At 68.8% G+C, this 17,062-nt stretch carries 10 protein-coding genes; 1 reads left to right on the forward strand and 9 read right to left on the reverse strand.

Annotated elements, in window-relative coordinates; all coding sequences use genetic code 11:
• Positions 1 to 134 precede the first annotated feature (134 nt).
• Together ACFYWI_RS23070 and ACFYWI_RS23075 are read right to left on the reverse strand one after the other, a co-directional pair.
• Entirely contained in the window at positions 135 to 2,198 is a 2,064-nt protein-coding gene (locus tag ACFYWI_RS23070) for a discoidin domain-containing protein (protein ID WP_389235690.1), read from the reverse strand.
• 323 nt (positions 2,199 to 2,521) lie between these two features.
• Positions 2,522 to 3,106, reverse strand: coding sequence for a helix-turn-helix domain-containing protein (locus ACFYWI_RS23075; protein ID WP_389235693.1), 585 nt, complete (start codon positions 3,104 to 3,106; stop codon positions 2,522 to 2,524).
• Positions 3,107 to 3,183: 77 nt separating this feature from the next.
• Between ACFYWI_RS23075 and ACFYWI_RS23080 the strand changes: the two genes are divergently transcribed.
• Positions 3,184 to 4,104 carry a class I SAM-dependent methyltransferase gene (locus ACFYWI_RS23080; protein WP_389235696.1) on the forward strand — a complete coding sequence of 307 codons (921 nt, stop codon included), beginning with the start codon at positions 3,184 to 3,186 and terminating at the stop codon, positions 4,102 to 4,104.
• A gap of 344 nt (positions 4,105 to 4,448) precedes the next feature.
• Here the strand turns inward: ACFYWI_RS23080 and ACFYWI_RS23085 are convergent, their stop codons facing one another.
• The 7 genes from ACFYWI_RS23085 to ACFYWI_RS23115 all read right to left on the reverse strand — a co-directional run bounded on the left by ACFYWI_RS23085 (position 4,449) and on the right by ACFYWI_RS23115 (position 16,600).
• Complete coding sequence (locus tag ACFYWI_RS23085; protein ID WP_389235699.1) at positions 4,449 to 5,279, reverse strand: SDR family NAD(P)-dependent oxidoreductase; 831 nt, start codon at positions 5,277 to 5,279, stop codon at positions 4,449 to 4,451.
• Between the two features lie 455 nt (positions 5,280 to 5,734).
• Entirely contained in the window at positions 5,735 to 7,288 is a 1,554-nt protein-coding gene (locus ACFYWI_RS23090) for an FAD-dependent monooxygenase (protein WP_389235703.1), read from the reverse strand.
• 26 nt (positions 7,289 to 7,314) lie between these two features.
• Positions 7,315 to 8,385 (reverse strand): 2,3-diaminopropionate biosynthesis protein SbnA, encoded by a 1,071-nt coding sequence (sbnA, locus tag ACFYWI_RS23095; protein ID WP_389235706.1) that lies wholly within the window; start codon positions 8,383 to 8,385, stop codon positions 7,315 to 7,317.
• A gap of 221 nt (positions 8,386 to 8,606) precedes the next feature.
• Positions 8,607 to 9,677 (reverse strand): 2,3-diaminopropionate biosynthesis protein SbnB, encoded by a 1,071-nt coding sequence (gene sbnB / locus ACFYWI_RS23100; RefSeq protein ID WP_389235709.1) that lies wholly within the window; start codon positions 9,675 to 9,677, stop codon positions 8,607 to 8,609.
• Entirely contained in the window at positions 9,674 to 10,678 is a 1,005-nt protein-coding gene (locus ACFYWI_RS23105; protein ID WP_389235712.1) for a TauD/TfdA family dioxygenase, read from the reverse strand. The genes sbnB and ACFYWI_RS23105 overlap by 4 nt, the downstream gene beginning before the upstream one ends.
• A gap of 23 nt (positions 10,679 to 10,701) precedes the next feature.
• Positions 10,702 to 13,989: an amino acid adenylation domain-containing protein gene (locus tag ACFYWI_RS23110; RefSeq protein ID WP_389235715.1), complete on the reverse strand. Its 3,288-nt coding sequence runs from the start codon at positions 13,987 to 13,989 to the stop codon at positions 10,702 to 10,704.
• Between the two features lie 10 nt (positions 13,990 to 13,999).
• On the reverse strand, positions 14,000 to 16,600 hold the full coding sequence (locus tag ACFYWI_RS23115; protein ID WP_389235718.1) for a Pls/PosA family non-ribosomal peptide synthetase: 2,601 nt from the start codon (positions 16,598 to 16,600) through the stop codon (positions 14,000 to 14,002).
• Between the last annotated feature and the right edge of the window lie 462 nt (positions 16,601 to 17,062).

Here is a 17,062-nt window from a genome sequence, read left to right on the forward strand (position 1 = left end):
CCCGGGGCTCCTCCGCGTGGTGGGTTGGGGGGGGGGGGGGGGGGGGGGGGGGGGGGGGGGGGGGGGGGGGGCGGGGGGGGCCGGGGCCCCCCCCCCCCCCCCGCCCCCGGCCCTTGGGCGTCCATCGGGTGGTGTCAGCTGCTGTAGACGCCGACTTCATGGAGGGAATAGCCCCATTTGGTGCCGCGCTCCTGTCCGTGGACGCGTACATAGCGGGCTGTCGTTCCGGTGAACTGCGCAGTGTCCAGCCCGCCGTCACCGGCGGTCGTGGACCATACGGACTGCCAGTTCGTGCCGTCGGTGGAGACCTCGATGCGGTACGCCTTCCCGTAGGCGCGCTCCCAGTTGAGGGTGACGCGCTTGATCAGGCTCGGGGTCCCGAGGTCGATCCGGAGCCACTGGCCGTCACTCCAGTCACTCGCCCAGCGGGTGTTCGTGTTGCCGTCGACGGCCCTGTCGGGTGCGTAGCTCGTGAACAGACTCCACTCCGACGAACTGGCCGAGGCGGGCGAGCCCGCGGCGAGGTTCACTTTGGCCTTGTGGTCCTCGGACGCCTTCCAGGTGTCGAGGTAGGACTCGGCGCCCCGGAAGAGGTCGTCCACGACGCCCTTGCCGCCGACGAGCCGTATGTCCTCCAGCCAGTCCGGGACCAGACCGTAGTGCGCGGCGCCGTCCGTGTTGATGTCCCACGTGCGCTCGCCGGTGGTCTGCCTGTCGATGACGGCGCCGCCGTCGGCACTGCGGAAGGGGTAGCGCACCGGGTTGGGGGTGTCCGTCCCGCGGGGACCCGGCCAGCCGCCGACACCGTTCATGTCGGTGCCGTAGCCGTAGCCGACGTTGTACTTGTCGCGCAGCGCGTCCGTGCGCTTCGCCTCCGCGCTGAACCCCTCGGCGCCGTGCATGTACTGGGCGATGAAGCCACCGAGACGGTAGACGCGCTCGGTCCAGTTGAGGTCCATCCAGCTGTGCGAGGAGATCACGCCGGGGTACGACTCGGACTCGAAGATGTCCAAGGCCCGGCCCGCGGCCTTGACGCTCATATGGTCGATCTCGAGCATCATCTTGCGTTTCATCATGCCGCGCACCGCGTACTCGCCGAGTTCGGTCAGCCCTCGGGTGTTGCACCGGGCGTCCGCGCTGTACGACGGGACGTCCACGCCCTGCGGGAGTTTCTTCTCCGCCTCCGGCGCCGCTGCGATGCCGATGGGGTTGTCGGCTTGCGGGCCTGCGCACTTCTCCGTCTTCCAGAAGGTTCCGGTCGACAGGAACTGGCCGACGTTGATCGCCGTACCGAGAGTGCCGGAGTCGAACCGGACCCCGCACAGGGCGTTGTCGAATTTGTGGCACAGGAACATGCTGCGTACGCCCAGCCTGTGCAGCTCGTCCAGACCGCGGTCGATGTCGTCCTTGCCGCACTGTGCGATGTCCAGGATCTGCTTGCAGCCGAACGGTTCGGAGGTCTCGACCCCCAGAACAACGGCCAGCTTGCCCTGTTGGATGACCTCGCGGGCCTGCGCGGAGTCGGTGACGATCCTGAACCAGCCCTTGCCCGGGCCCCCGTACATCCTGTCGATGTAGGCCTGCATGTCGTACGTCTTCTGCGCCTGCAGGCGGATGGAGGTCATCTCGTCGCAGCTGCGGTCCTTGAAGAAGTAGACCGAGCAGATCACGCCGTTGGTGACGAGGTCGTTGACGAGCACCCGCTGACCGCCGCGCCAGGCCCGTTCGACCCAGGCGTAGTAGTTCTGCTGGTGCGTGAGCGAGTCATGGGCCGGCCAGTCCTTGAACGTCGGCCATCCATTGGGGTCGTGCTTGCCGTCGCCACCTTTGGTGATGAAGTCGAAGATCGCGAGTGAGCCGTCGGGGTAGTGCTCGGGGCAGTCCTTGAGCGCGTCCGCGATTCCCGCTTCGGAGAACGTCTTGCCGCAGATGAGCCGGCCGCCGAAGGCCTCGTTGGACATCAGGTGGTTGTGTGCGTCGACGAAGCCGCGTACCTGCCCCTGGGAGTCGGTCCCCTTGAAGGGCTCACCCGTGACGTTGATCTGGGAGTCGGGCGAGGGCCGCGCTGCCGGGGTCCACCAGTCGGACTCGGCCTGCGCCGAGGAACCGGGCGCTGTGCCGAGGACCATGGCCATCACGGTGAGCAGCAGCGACATCACCGCGATGGGCCTGCGAATGCGGTGCGAGGGTCGAGTCATGGGCATCACTCATGCCTTCGGTGAGCGGATGGTGGGGGGTGAGGAGCCGATGCCGTCCGGGGTACGCCCCGGGGATGGGGGTTGTCATGGCCCGTGCAATCAGTGCAACGAGAATCGCGACTGTCAGACACGGAGTCAATAGTCCGGGACGCTCGACCTGATGACTCGGCGGATCCAGCGAACTCGTCGCGTGGGCACGGGCGATGGCGGTCGAACGGCCTTGAGGACCGAGGTTTCGCGCATTTCCCGACGAGGCCGGTCCTCAGTGCGCCGTGTCGACCCGGCGACGTCCTGGCCGCCGCCCCCGCCGGGGCCTCATGCCGTCATGTGCGGGGTTTCGCGCGGACGTGCATGCGTTCCCCCTGTCTCCCGAAGAGGCTGAGGATCTCGACGGGCCGCCCGTCCGCGCTGCTGAACCAGTGGGGCACTCGGGTGTCGAACTCGGCGGCCTCGCCAGGGCCGAGGACCAGATCGTGCTCGCCGAGGACGAGCCGCAGCCGCCCGTCCAGCACATAGAGCCACTCGTAGCCCTCGTGCGTCCGGAGATCCGGCTCAGCACCCCGGTCGAGGATGAGCATCTTGTACGCCTGGAGGGGGCCCGGGCTCCGAGTCAGGGGTACGACCGTACCGCCGCCCGGCATGGTGCGGGGTGTCAGCCGTACCCGGGGGTCGCCCACTTCAGGGGCGCCGACCAGGTCGTCCAGAGGAACGTGGTACGCACCGGCGAGCGGCAGCAGCAGTTCCAGGCTCGGGCGGCGCTGTCCCGACTCCAGCCGGGAAAGGGTGCTCTTGGAAATGCCGGTCGCCTCGGAGAGCGCGGCCAGGGTGAGGCCGCGCTGGGCGCGCAGTCCTCTGAGCCGGGCGCCGACCTCGTCGAGGACCGATTGGTAGGGCGGTGGTTCGTCCATGCGGGCATTCCACCCCGCTGTCCCGGAAACGGCAACAATATTTGCCGTTGCCGCCCGGTGAGGGCACGCTCCTCGGCATGAACCCACACGGCGATTCCGGACACGGTCACGGACACCACCACACCGACATCGACTGGGAGGTCATGGCCGCCCAGCTCGAGAACAGCGGGGAGCTGCAGCTCCCCGTCCTCCGCCGGACGGCGGCCCGCCTGAGGGAGCTGCTCGGCCCGGAGAAGGAGGTCCGGCGCATCATCGACATCGGCAGCGGGCCGGGCGTGATGACCTGCGTGTTCGCCGAGGCATTCCCGGACGCCGAAGTGGTTGCTGTGGACGGCACGCCCGGGCTGCTGGACCGTGCCCTGGCTCGCGCCGAGCGGCTCGGCCTCGGAGGCAGGGTGACCGTTCGGCACGCGGAGCTGCCCGAGGGCCTGGACGGCGGTGACGAGCACGGGGAAGGCGGCCTCGGCGCGGCGGATCTGGTCTGGAGCAGCAAGGCCGTGCACCACCTCGGCGATCAGCAGAGGGCGCTGAACGGGCTCGCCGGTGTGCTGAGGCCGGGCGGGCTGCTCGCCGTGGCGGAGGGTGGCCTGCCGATGCGCTTCCTGCCACGCGACATCGGCATCGGCGAGCCGGGCCTCCAGGCCCGGCTCGACGCCGCCCAGGAGCGCTGGTTCGAGATCATGCGTACCGAGCTGCCCGGCAGCACCACCGTGGTCGAGGACTGGCCCGCGATGCTCAGCCGCGCCGGGCTCACCCCCGTGGGGAGCTTCACTTCCCTCCTCGACCTGCCGGCGCCCCTGGGCGAGAGCCCCCGCGCCTTCCTGCAGGCCCATCTGACCCGGCTGCGCGAGACGATGAGCGAGTCCTTGGACGCGGAGGACCGCACAACACTCGACGCACTGCTCGATCCCGAGGCGCCGGAGGGCATCCTGCGGCGGCCCGACGTCTTCCTCCTCTCCGCCACCACGGTCTTCACGGGCGTACGTCCGGCTCGGTGACCTTGTCGGCCGCGGGGGCGCCGGCCGCCCGGACCGGGCGCCGGCCCGTCGTTCCTGCTCGCCCTCGGCTTCGTCGGCGTGCCTGGCCACTCTCCACTCGAGGACCCGCCTGGACCGGACGGGTGCCGAAGTGCCGCAGGCGCTCGTCGCTCCAGCCCGTAGGCGGGGTGGTCAGGACGTCGCAGGAAGAGCCGGCCTGCCCGGTCCTGAAGCCGGTCGAGTGCACGGGCCACGCGGGCGGAGTCATCGGGCGGCCCGCCGGCCGGGCCCCGGTCTCGTCGCCTGCGACTGTGCCGGGATGGATCCCGAAGAGTAATCCCTCACGGCGCCCGCGGGTCGTGAGCTCACGCCTCCGGTGCGGGCTGTCCGATCAGACGGTGGGTCAGCTCCATGAGGCGCCGACGGGCCTCGAGGTCGTACGCCTGCTCGTGTGCGCGAGTGTCCGTGAACTGGTCGAAGTAGCGGCCGGTGGTGGATTGAAGATCCGGGTCGGTGATGAGCCGGACGGTCGGCCGTACGCCCTCCTCGATGCTGGTCACCGGGATGAGGCCGTATGCACGTACGCCCTCGGTATCCATCAGATGGGCCGGGTGGAGGGTGTTCACGGTGACGCCGGTGCCGTCGAGCTCGGCGGCCAGCTCGAAGCTCGCCATGATCATCGCGAGCTTGCTCCTGCAGTAGGCGCGCAGCCCCTCATAGTCCTGTTCCAGCATGACGTCGTCGAAGTCGATGGCGTCCTGCCCCATCGAGGCCACGTTCACCACGCGGGCAGGTGCCGACGCGATGAGCAGCGGCAGCAGATCGCGGGTGAGGGCGTACGGGGCGAGGTGGTTCACGGCGAACCGCAGCTCGTGACCCTGGCTGCTCAGCTCCCGCCGCAGCGGCTCGGAGCCGCCGCCGGCAACCGCGTTGTTGACCAGCGCGTCGAGCCGGGGCTCCGCGGCACGCACCTGGGCGGCCATTGCGTGCACCTGGCCGAGGTCGGCCAGATCCGCGAGGTAGGTGCGGACCGTGGCGTCCGGGGCGGTGGAGCGGACCTCGGCCGCAACCGCATCGAGGCGGTTGCGGTCGCGCCCGTGGAGCAGGACGGTGTCGCCGCGTGCGGCAAGGTCGAGTGCGATGCCGCGGCCCAGGCCTTGGGTCGCGCCGGTGATCAAAGTGGTGCGTCGGTTCATGACCGTGATCCTGGCAGGCGCGGTGCGGCACTCGGGAGTGTGTGCTGAGCCTGGTGTTGTCACCACCGGCCGGGTTTCCCGGCGCCATTGGCTCAGGCGCGGGGGTTTTGTCCGCGGTCGGCCGGCGCGGCGGCGGGCATGCCGGGATCGACCACCCCTGTTCGGGCTTGCACGCTGCCGCCCGGCGGCGGCGCGGCGTCCACAGGACGCCGAGGGCTGCGGCCACGGCCGCCACTGCCGGCGCCGGAATCCGGAGTGCTGCCCGGTGCGGACGCCGCGCCGATTCCGCCGACCACGGCCATGAGGGGGCCGCGCAGCACACGGCGCAGGCAGCCACCGCGGCGGCGACGGGGCCCATCGCGGTCAACGGGCGTGAGCGGCGCGAGGGGGTGCTCACAGGGTCGCTCCGAGCAGGTCGGCCGACAGGAATCCGGCGGCGGCAGACCTGGGCCGTATCAGCGTGGCTTCTCGGCCTCGGAGGACGGCAGCCAGCGGTCGAGGTATCCGCGCAGTCCCGCCAGGTCCGTGCCTTCGGCGCGGTAGGCGAGGTAGCCGTCCGGCCGGACCAGGCAATGCGTGATGCCGCGCCAGGGACCGCTCGTACCGAGTGTGTGGACATGGATCAGGTGTTCGCGACCGCTGGTGGCAGTTGTGATCACGTCGGGGTCCCAGCTGTCACGCGGCCCGCACAGGAGCAGGTGGTATCCGGGCTCGGCAGTCAACGCGTGCAGGTTGCCCGGGGTGTCCGGCAGGCGGTCACCAGGCCGCGGGCCGTGCCCCCGCCGATGCGGGCTCTTTGCCGTGGCGGGGCTTCGCCGGTAGCGGATGCCGAGTTGGGAAAGCGTGCGGAAGACTGCGGCGCGCAGCGGTGCGAGGCGTACGACCAGCGGTGCCACGCGGGGCGCTACCCGGGTGCGTGCCAGCCGGAGCAGCGGGGTGCTGCCGGTGGCGACGGTGAACGCGCGGTCGGTGAAGCGCAGGACCTGCCGGCCGACCGGGGCGCGTTCGCTCTCGTACGTGTCCAACAGGGCCTCTCCCGCCGCACCGTTGCAGACGAGGGCGAGTTTCCAGCCGAGATTGAGCGCATCCTGAATGCCGGTGTTCATGCCCTGGGCGCCGGCGGGGCTGTGGATGTGGGCGGCGTCGCCGGCCAGGAAGAAGCGCCCAGCGCGGTAGTTCCTGGCGCCGCGGTTGTGCAGCCGGAAGCCGGTCATCCATACGGGGTCCCGCAGATGCAGCCGGTCGCTGACGTAGCGGTCGACGATCGCTTGCACCTGCCCGATGTCCACCGGAGTTCCGGTGCTCATGGCTTCGGGCGGCCGTATCGCCAGCACCCGCCAGCTCGCCGGTGTGACCAGGGGGAAGAAGAACAGCATCCCGGCCTCGGTCATGTACGCGTGAACGGCGCCGCGTTCCAGACCGTCGACCTCCAGGTCGGCGAGCAGGAAGGTCTGAGGGTAGGAGTGGCCCCCGAAGCGGATGCCCGCCTGGTCGCGGACCGTGCTGTGCGCCCCGTCGCAGCCGACGACGTAGCGGGCGTTCACGCTCTCCTCCCTCCCGTCCTGATGCCTCAACCGGCAGGCGACGTGAGTACCTTCGGTCCTTGCCTCCGTCAGTTCGGTGCCCCGCTCGACCACCGTGCCGGCCTCGGCGAGACGGCTGCCGAGCACGCTCTCCGTCTCGGCCTGGGAGAGAAACAGCAGAAAGGGATACGGGGTGTCCCTCGTACCGATGTCGAACAGGGGCAGGCGCACCGTACGGCCCGGAAGATGCAGCCGCAGCTGTACGGCCGGATTCCCGCGCGCCACCAGTTCGTCCGTCACACCGTACGGGGCCAGGGCTTCCAGGGTCCGGGGCTGAATGGCCAGCGCACGCGATTCCCGGACCCGGTCCAGCTGCCGGTCGACAATCCGGAAGTGCGCGCCGTACGCATGCAGCTGAGCCGCGAGTGCCAGGCCGGTCGGCCCGGCACCCACCACCAGTACTTCGATCGATCGACTTGCCTTCATGGCAGCAGTGTGCGTGAACAGGGCGGCTACGTCTTACGATCCTGCAGCTGATGGCGCCGGTTGCCGTTGCCGTCGCCGGTCCGGAGGTCCGACCCCGTCGGCGGCGCGGTTTGGGCTGCCCAGGAACCGGAAGCCACATCCCGGGAGTTGAGCACGTCCTCGCCGTAGAGGTCCTGGAGCCAGTTGGCCTGGTAGATGGTGTCGAGATAGCGATCGCCCAGGTCCGGGGCGATGGCCACCGCGGTGAGGTCACGGGCGTCATGCTCCGCCAACCAACCCATCGCGCCGCTGACCACCGTGCCGGTGGAACCGCCGAACAGGAATCCGTGCCGCGCCAGGCGATGGCAGGTGCGGATGGTGTCCGCCTCCTCGACGCGTATCACCTCATCCACATAGGACTCGTCGAGCAGCGGCGGACGGATGCTCATGCCCAGGCCGGGAATCATCCGGCGGCCCGGCGCACCACCGAAGGCCACCGAACCGACGCTGTCGAGTGCGATGATCCGCACCGGCCGGTGCCATGTCCGGAAGTAGCGCGCGCAGCCCATCAGCGTCCCGGTGGTTCCGGCTCCGATGAACAGCACGTCAAGTCCCGGGAACTGGCGGGCGATCTCGGGCGCCGTCTTGCGGCAGTGCGCCTTCCAGTTGCTCGGATTGGTGTACTGGCTGAGCCACACGTACCGCTCATCGGAGGCGCACAGCGTGCGGACGTAGTTGATCCGCGCGCCGAGGAAGCCGCCGTTGGCCTCCTGCCGGGCGACGATGTGCACCTGGCTGCCCAACGCCTCCATCGTCAATCTGGTCGACAGGTTGCAGCGGGAGTCCGTCACGCACAGGAACCGGTAGCCCTTGCTCGCCGCGATCACGCTCAGCGCCACGCCGAGGTTTCCGGACGAGGACTCGACCAGGACCGATTCCGGCGTCAGGATTCCGTCCCGCTCAGCGGCTTCCACCATCTCGGTCGCGGCTTTCAGCTTGATCGAGCCGGCGAAGTTGAAGCCCTCACACTTCAGGAAGAGCGAGTGCCCGAAGATCGACCGAAGGTCGACATAGAGCTCTTCTTCGTTGAAGGCGTAGGGCACGGTTATGACGGGCACAATGGCCTCCTCATCTGCGGCAGAGCGCTTTCACAGAGTCCGTCCGACCGGGGTGGGGACGGGCCTCCCGTCTCTGCGGGCGGGAGCCTTCGTCCAAACGGGCCGTGCGGGGGAGCTCTGCGTCGACGGCCGGGGCGTCGTACTCCCTGACCTGCGGCGACTTGGCCGGTTGTCTGTCGTGGAGTCAGTTCTGCACAGGCCTCCTTGGCTCTTGGCACGGCTCATCCGTACCGGCTCAGTTCGTGGAAGAAGTCGTCGACGACGTGCAACTCTCCGGAGCGGACCACCTCGTCGTAGACCCACTTGCCCACCGCGAGGTCCAGCACGCCGAGGCCGAAGGGTGAGAAGATCAGCGGCCGGTCCGCCGGCACCGACACCCGTCCGGCGATCACGTCGTCCAATGTGCCGTGCACGAATTCCCGGTTGCCCGTGAGCTGCTCGGTCAGATGCATCGAGGTGTTGGCCTTCAGACAGTGGTCGATGTCGTCGACGATGTTGGTCGCCGCGAGTACGATCACCGACGCGAGGTCGCGCAGCGACACATGCAGCACCAGCGGATTGTGTGCGAACCACGACAGGTCGCTGACGTGGGGTTGGCCGGCGACGGTGGCGAAGACCACCAGGTCACTGAGGCGGATCAACTGCTCGGGGCTGTCGTGCACGGTGATCCGGCCGGCGGTGCCCGACTGCTCCAGGTAGCAGCGGAAGCCGGCCGCGCTGTCGGCGGACAGGTCGTGCACGCCGATCTCGTCGAACGACCAGCCGGTGTCCGCCAGGAAGGTGTGGATGTAACGGGCGATCAGGCCCGTCCCGAAGAATCCGATGCGCGTCGGCCGCGGCCGGCCGCGGCCGAGGCACTCGGCCGCCGCAACCGCCGAAGCGGCCGTCCGGGTGGCGCTGATGATCGAACTCTCCAGACAGGCGAACGGGTAGCCGGTGTCATGGTCGTTGAGGATCAGCACGGCCGAGGCCCTCGGGATTCCCGCCTCCACGTTCTGCGGGAAGCTCGAGATCCACTTCACGCCGTCCACCCGCACATCCCCGCCGATCGAGGCGGGCAACGCGATGATCCGGGAGGACGGGCGGTCGGGGAGACCCAGGAAGTAGGACGGCGGGTTCACCGAATCACCGGCGCTGTGCAGACGGTAGGTGGCCTCGACCACTTCCACGATCTCCTTCTCGTGTCCCTGCAGCACGCGCTGAACCTGGGCACCGGAGATCACCGCGAACGGCGGCACAGTGATCGGCTCGGACATTGCGGACTCCGTGGTGGTGGAAGGGATGGTGGTCATCCTGCGGTCACTTCGACGGTCGGCGAGCAGTCGGTCAGGCGCACCCCGTCCGCCATGGCGACGAGCACTTCGCGCGGTCCCTCGAAGGGCTCCCTGCTGTGCGCGGTGCGGACGTTGTCGACGAGCATCAGGTCGCCGGCCTGCCACGGCTCGCGTGCGGTGTTGTCCTCGTAGACCTTGTTGAGCAGCTGCACGACGTCCTCGCCGATCGGGTCGCCATCGCCGTAGCGGGTGTTGAACGGCAGGCCGTCGGCGCCGTAGACGTCCACCAGGTACTCGCGCACCTCGGGGGCTATCGTCCACTCGTTGAGGAACGCGATCTGGTTGAACCAGCAGCGCCGGCCGGTGACCGGGTGTCGCACCACGGCGCTGCGGCGCTGCCTGGTGCGCAGCCCGCCGTCGGGCTGCCACTCGAACTCGATCGCGCCCGCACGGCAGTAGCTCTCGATGGCACCCCGGTCCTCGGTGCCGAACGCCTCGGCCAAGGACGCCCCGATCTCGTCGTTGTAGCTGCGGGTGAGCAACCAGCCCTCGCGCTCGAACCGCTCGGTCAACTCGCTGGGCAGCGCGTCGAGTACGGTCGGTGAGTCGGCCACCGCGGTGGCTCCGCCCTCGGTCGGCGCGCTGAGGCACGCGAACAGCATCAGGCCGGGGAACTCGAGCCGGTAGCTCAGTTCGTGGTGCATGCACATCGGCTGGTTCGGCGGCCACGTGGAAGAGGAGTACACGCCTTCGGAGTAGGTCCGACGTGGGGCGAAGGCCTCCATCTCGGTCATCGGCGCGGTGGCCAGCGACTCGAGGACGGCACGGACCTCGGCCGCGTCGCGCAGCCCCAGGCCACGGACCAGGACCGAACCGTGCTCGGCGACGACTGCGCGCAGCGCACCTTGCTGCTCGGCCACCCAGCTTGCCGCGTCGACGGTGGCCTCGACCCGCAGCATCGGAGGCTTGCCGGGCTCGGACCCCACGTCGAGCAGTGATGTCGGTGATGAGGACGACATTTCGTTGTCCCTTCTGTCGCGGCTCAGGAAGTGGCCGGCCATTCGCCGGCGCGCAGCACGGCCTTGGCCGCCTCGGTCGGACGGGTGCGCGGGAAGTAGTGGCCGCCGTCGGCAAGTTCAAGCAGGTCGACTCGATCGGCGAGGAGCTGCCAGTCGCGGTAGCGGCGTGGGAAGCCCGCCGTGTTCGGGTCGTCGGCGGCAACGACCACGGTGACCGGCGCGGACAACTTCACCGGAGGCGGGGCGTCCAGGGCTTCGGCGAAGTAGCGGTTCGCGGACACGCAGTCGTGCCGGTAGGCGGCGCCGATCTGCTCGGAGTGCTGCGCATCCAGCTCACCGAGCTCGGTGTACCCGCTGTCCGCGCTCAGCCCCGCGGCGATCTCGGCGTTGCTCCGCCCGGTCAGCTCGGCGATGGTGGCGCGCCGGTCGGCGGCGTCACCGAGCAGTTGCGCGCCGAGGAAGACCCGCTGGACCTCAACTCCGCGCTCCCGCAGTTGCCTGGCCGTCTCCACGGCCAACGCGGTGCCCGAGGAGTGGCCCCACAGCATGACCCGGGTCAGGCCACGCCGGGTGATCTCGGTGACGATCTGCTGGGTCACCTGTGCCAACGGTGCGAACGGCTCGCTCTCGGCGGCCAGGTCGTGACCGGGCAGTTCGACGGCGTAGACCGCCAGGCCGTCGGCCGGCAGCGCCCTGGCCATCGGCCGGAAGTTCACCGCGTTGCCGCCGGCGTAGGGGAAGCACACCAGGGCACCGGCCTGCGCGCGGTCCGATTCCGACAGTGACTGCAGCAGCCCGGAGCTCCGCTCGGACCTGTCGGCGGCCTGCCCCGGCCGCCGATCGGTCCTGCGGTCGACGAGGTCCGCCAGATCGGCGAGGACCGGGTGACGGGTGACGTCCTTCAGGGTCACCGCGCGGTCCAGGGCGATCGCGAGCTTCACCGCCGACAGCGACGTGCCGCCCCGGTCGAAGAAGTGGTCCTGCCGTCCGATCCGGTCCTGCGGAATGCCGAGTACGTGTCCCCAGGCGGCCGCCAGCCGCTGTTCGGTGGGCGTACTCGGTGCGCGGTAACCGTCCTCGACGACGTCGAGCTCTCCGGCGAGCGTCTTCAGCGTCTTCTTGTCGATCTTGCCGTTGGCCGTCAGCGGCAGGTCCTCCCGCCAGTGGAAGGCCGACGGCACCATGTACTCGGGCAGCGACGCACCCAGCCGTTCCACCAGTACGCCGGCATCGACGGGCAGTCGGCCGCAGTAGAAGGCCACCAAGTGCTTGCTCCGGTCGGCCCGCTCGGCGACCACCACGGCACCGTCGCGGACACCGTGCACCCCCAACAGGGCGTTCTCGATCTCGCCGATCTCGATCCGGAAGCCGCGAATCTTGACCTGGGTGTCCCGGCGGCCGAGGAACTCCAGCTTGCCCTCGGGGCCCCAGCGGCCGTAGTCGCCCCCTCGGTAGAGGCGTTGGCCCTTTCGGTACGGATCGGTCATGAAGGCCGACCGGGTGCGCTCGGGGTCGTTGACGTAGCCGCGGCCGACGCAGACTCCGGAGAAGACGATCGCCCCGGGTGCGCCCAGTGGCACCGGCGACAGGTGCTCGTCGACCACGTAGACCTGCACGTTGTTGACGCAGGGACCGAGCGGGACCTGTTCCCGGTCCGGCACCCCGTCCATGACCTCGTGGTTCGTGTCGTCCGAGGTCTCTGTCAGTCCGTAGGCGTTGACCAGCTTGATCCCTGGCTCGGCCGCGAACCAGCGCTGTGCGAGCTCCTTCTTCAGCGCTTCGCCGGTGACCGACACGTACCGCAGGTCCGGCAGCGGGCGGGGGAGCTGCTCCAGTGCGGACAGTACGACTTCGAGGTACGACGGCACGACTTGGAGCACCGCGACCCGGCGGTCGACGATCTTGTCGAGGAACCGGTGGACGTCCAGGATCACTTCCTGCTCGACCAGCACGGTCCGCCCACCGACCAGGAGCGCCGAAACCAGTTGCCACAGCGAGATGTCGAAGCACTGAGGTGCGGTCTGGGCGACCGCCTGCCCCTCGCCGATCTCCAGGTCGTCGATCTTGGCGTAGAGGTGATTGAGCATGCCCGCGTGCTCGCACATCGCGCCCTTGGGCTCACCTGTGGATCCGGAGGTGAAGTAGATGTAGGCGAGCTGGTCCGGCGCTACGCCGACGCCGAGATCACCATCGGCATGGCCCTCTTCGTAGGCCGCTCCGATGAAGAGTGTCCGGACTCCGGGCAGTGGTTCGAGGGCCTGGCCGAGCGTGGCGGCGCTGCCGGGTTCGGTCAGGACGAGCTCGCACTCGGCACGGGAGAGCGTGGCTCTGATGCGCTCGGCCGGGAAATGCGGCTCGATGGGCAGATATACGCCACCCGCCTTGAAGACCGCGAGGACGGCGGCCATCCAGTCCAGATTGCGCTCGGTCACCACGGCGACGACATCTTCGCAGCGCAGCCCCCGCGCCAGCAGGGCTCGTCCCAGCCGGTTGGCACGGACGTTGAGCTCCCGGTAGGTCCACTGACGGTCGCCGTGCACGGCTGCGACGGCGTCCGGGTGTGCCCTCACCCGCTGCTCGAACAGCTCGTGGAACCGGCGGTCCGGCAGGTCCCGGCGCGGTCCAGCGAGCCCTTCGAGCTGGAAGCGGAGTTCATCGGTGGAGAGCAGGCTCTGCCGACCGTGCTCGGCATCCGGATCGGCGGCGATCAGCGTGAGTGCGGTGAGGTGATAGCCGGCGATCCTGGCGGCACAGTCCGCGTCGAGCACATCGGTCCGGTACCGCAGCCGCAGCAGGAGCCGTCCGGCCTGTTGCCGGAATCCCACCCACAGCACGGTGTCCTCGGCCGGCTCACCGCCGACGCCGGCCGGATCGAGGACCGTCTCGAACGACGGCTCGGACAGGCCCAGCTCTCCCTTGAGATCATCGACCGGAAAGTTCTTGTGCGACAGCACTTCCGACGCGACGTGACGGGACTTCAGCAGCAGCGTCCGCCACGAGCCGGGTTCGGTCGTCAGCCGGCACGGCAAGGGTGGGAAGCCCTCCCCGGCGACGTAGCCCGTCGCGACCTCGCGCTCGCCGGACAGCACGGCGAGCACCTTGGCGTGCGCGGCCAGCAGCACCGGGTCGAGCGGCATCTCCAGCTCCTCGGCCAGACGTCGCAACGCTTCCACGACGCCGTCCGGGACCGTCGCCTCGTGCTCGGCGAGGCCCTGCACCGGATCGGGCGTCCACCGCGGGATCGCGGTGAATCCACCAGCGACGAGCACACCGCGCCAGAACTCCCGGTCGGCCTCCACATGCACTCCCATGGCCTTCCCCTCACTCCCTGGGCAGACCGGCGGGCCGGCCACACTGTCCAGTCGGCTGAGCGTGCTGACCAAGCTGGTCCTGCTGCCCCTCCCGTGCCGTCCCGGCCGGCTGGTAGAGGGCCTCTCGCATCTCCGTGGCCGGGTTTCCTCCCCACCGGGCGTGCTCGGGAACTTCCTCGCCTTTCATGAGGAAGGAGTCGGAGGCGAGCACGGCACCGTCGCCCATCGTCACGCCGTAGTGGACGTGCGCGCCGACCCCGAGGGTGCAGCCGGTGCCGATCGTGCTGCGGTCGGACTTGAAGGTGCCGTCCTCCTGCGAGTGGCACTGGATCTTGCTTCCCGCGTTGAGAGTGCAGTCGTTCCCGATGGTGGTGAGCGACCGCTCCGTCAGATAGCAGCCGTCGTCGAAGACCCGGCTTCCGAGCCGAACACCCAGCATGCGCCAGATCACGTTCTTGAAAGGGGTGCCGTTGAAGACGTTGAGGTACTCGTCGGGCACCTTCCAGAGGCGCTCGTGCCACCAGAAGTACGGGTCGTAGATGGAGCACAACCGCGGCCTCAGTACGCGGAATGCCGCGATGCCGCGCTCGACCAGGACGAAGTAGACAGCGGTGAACCCAAGGGTGAGCGCCACGGTCGCCGCGATCAGCAGCTGCCCGAAAGCACCGTACAGTTCGACGGCCGCGAGCCCGAGCACCGTGAGCACGAAGAAGTGCAGCCACCGAACGAGCAGGAAGAAGCCCATCGTGCGGATGTTGTAGCGGTTCTTCGCGGCGAGGCTGCGGCGTTGCTCGTCCCCGGTCCGGAGATGGTCGAAGCGGCTGTCGCGCTCCACCGACCGGGGAATCTCGAAGCACGGCGAGCCGAGCAGGCCCACGCCCTCGCGGACCTCGCCGTCGAGCGGGATCATCACCTTCGTCGCGAGGAGGCAGTTGTCGCCCGTCCTGGCCCCCGACGGGTAGGCGATGTTGTTCCCGAGGAAATTGTGCGGTCCGATCGACGTGCGGGACACGCGGAAGGACGTGCTCGAGAAGTCGGCATTGATGATGGAGAGCCCGTCGGCGATCATCGTTCCGCTGCCGACAGAGCTCAGGTACGGCGTCTCGTGCTTCACTTCCGTGCCGAAGTTCGACCCGGTCTGCTCCACCTGGGAGAGGTCGTATCCGAGGCCCCGCAGATAGTGGACGATGTAGGAGCTGTCACCGAACAGCCAGGTGAAGAACTTGATGTTGGTCATCCGCGCTATCGCCCGGTGCACCGAGTAGTGCAGGCCGTACAGCGGATAGACCTTGTCCGGCTCGATCACCAGGTTCAGCAGGCGCCCCACGGCGAACAGGACGGTCAGGCCCACGAAGATCAGGCCGAGGAACAGCGAGAGGGACAGGATCAGCGCGCTGATGTAGAGCCTCGGCGACGAGAACCCCATCGCGCCCAGCAGGCCGTCCAGCGCCGGAACCACGCTCACCAGCATGTACAAGCCCCCGACGGTCAGCGGCACGTACAGCAGGAACAGCTGGAGCACGGTGACGAGGCCATAGCCGGCCCGGCGCAGCGTGCCGCAATCCGCCGGAGCGATTCTCACGTAGTCGAGCTGCGTGCGCTGTGCCGGTGATCCGTGCCACCGCTGGCCGTCCGGCACCACCTGGCCGCTGTGCAGTGCGGACGTGTGGCCGAGCTGTGTCCCGTCGCCCATCGACGTGTCGATGTCGAGCACCGTCTTCTCGCCGATGAACACGTCCCGGCCGAGGGTGACAGGGCCGGTCTGGATGCGCCCTGCGTGCGCCCGGTAGCAGAGGAAGAACGAGTCCTTGCGGATCACCGAACCGGCGCCGATCGTGAGCAGGTCGGTACAGACCGGGACGGTGTGGGAGAGGATCGTGACACCCTTGCCGATCCGCGCGCCGAGGGCACGCAGGTACAGCACGTACAGCGGATTGCCGATGAAGAAGATCATCGGGTTGGCGTGGACCAGCACCTTGACTGTCCAAAATCGCAGGTAGGTCAGGCCCCAGACCGGGAATTCGCGGGGCTTCCAGCGGCCGATGAGGATCCATTTGGCCACGATGGGGAACGTGACCAGGCCGATGAAGCCGACGCCGCCGAAGACGACCGCCCGCAGATAGATGTCGATGGCACCCGAGCCGGCGGAGACCCACTCGTAGCCGCGGGCGGTGATCATCCCTGCGAGGAAGCAATATCCGAGGAAGATCAGGAACTGCAGTGTTCCGCAGAGGACGTACCGCGGTGTGCTGCCCGGGGTCACGACCTGGGGCGACTTCGGGGCCGCCGACTCGACAGGGAGGGGCACGGCATCCGCGAGCGCCGTCGCCAGGCTCTCGATCGTCGGATACCGGTAGATGTCCTTCATCGACACCGAAGGCAGGTCCGCCCGCTTCCTGACTCGTGCGCAGAAGTGGGCCATGACCAGCGAGTTGGCGCCGAGGTCATCGAAGAAATGGCCGTCGACCGACACCCGCTCGACGCACACGACGTCAGCCAGTACCTCGGCGAGGTTTCTCTCGATGTCGGTCTTCGGGCCGGTGTACCTGCGGTTCGCGACTGCAGATTCATCCGGCCCGGGCGTCAAGACTTCGACGGATTTTTCCTCCATGCGAGCTCCCTGAGGAAATATCGACAACCATCGGCCGTTGCGGCCGGGGTCCTGTCCTCGCGCTCTTCGATGGCCGGAGGGAATTTCGGGAATCCACGAGGTCGTGAACTCCTGTCCGGCCACACAACCGTCTTCCAGTCTCCGCCGTCCACCGGCGGGTTGCCACTCGAGCTCGTGGCCTGGGCCTTGCCACCTCCTTATCGCGCCTGGCGGGCGGGCTCCGGATGGTCCATGCGGTCTCGTCCGTCCACGAGTGGACCGCGCGACGGAGAACCCGGCGTACGACGACCCCGGCTGCCCTGTGACTGCGGGTAAGTGATCAGTTTCACCGCGTATGGCTCCCGCTCGCGGATCATGGTTGTTTCCTGCCTGTCATGATCACTGACGGTGCGGGGTTCTGTGGATGCCGCGCGGACCGAAGTGGCATGTGAAACAGGGGAGTCGGCGTGAGATTTACTTGGG

Origin of the sequence: Streptomyces sp. NPDC002889 (assembly GCF_042888425.1) — a bacterium.
GTDB lineage: Bacteria > Actinomycetota > Actinomycetes > Streptomycetales > Streptomycetaceae > Streptomyces.

What these genes read in the sequence shown, in the direction of transcription:
- ACFYWI_RS23070 (WP_389235690.1), bottom strand. Translation starts at nt 2,198, where the DNA reads ATGACTCGACCCTCGCACCGCATTCGCAGGCCCATCGCGGTGATGTCG.
- sbnB (WP_389235709.1), bottom strand. Translation starts at nt 9,677, where the DNA reads ATGACCACCATCCCTTCCACCACCACGGAGTCCGCAATGTCCGAGCCG.
- ACFYWI_RS23115 (WP_389235718.1), bottom strand. Translation starts at nt 16,600, where the DNA reads ATGGAGGAAAAATCCGTCGAAGTCTTGACGCCCGGGCCGGATGAATCT.
- ACFYWI_RS23105 (WP_389235712.1), bottom strand. Translation starts at nt 10,678, where the DNA reads ATGTCGTCCTCATCACCGACATCACTGCTCGACGTGGGGTCCGAGCCC.
- ACFYWI_RS23080 (WP_389235696.1), top strand. Translation starts at nt 3,184, where the DNA reads ATGAACCCACACGGCGATTCCGGACACGGTCACGGACACCACCACACC.
- ACFYWI_RS23085 (WP_389235699.1), bottom strand. Translation starts at nt 5,279, where the DNA reads ATGAACCGACGCACCACTTTGATCACCGGCGCGACCCAAGGCCTGGGC.
- ACFYWI_RS23075 (WP_389235693.1), bottom strand. Translation starts at nt 3,106, where the DNA reads ATGGACGAACCACCGCCCTACCAATCGGTCCTCGACGAGGTCGGCGCC.
- ACFYWI_RS23110 (WP_389235715.1), bottom strand. Translation starts at nt 13,989, where the DNA reads ATGGGAGTGCATGTGGAGGCCGACCGGGAGTTCTGGCGCGGTGTGCTC.
- ACFYWI_RS23090 (WP_389235703.1), bottom strand. Translation starts at nt 7,288, where the DNA reads ATGAAGGCAAGTCGATCGATCGAAGTACTGGTGGTGGGTGCCGGGCCG.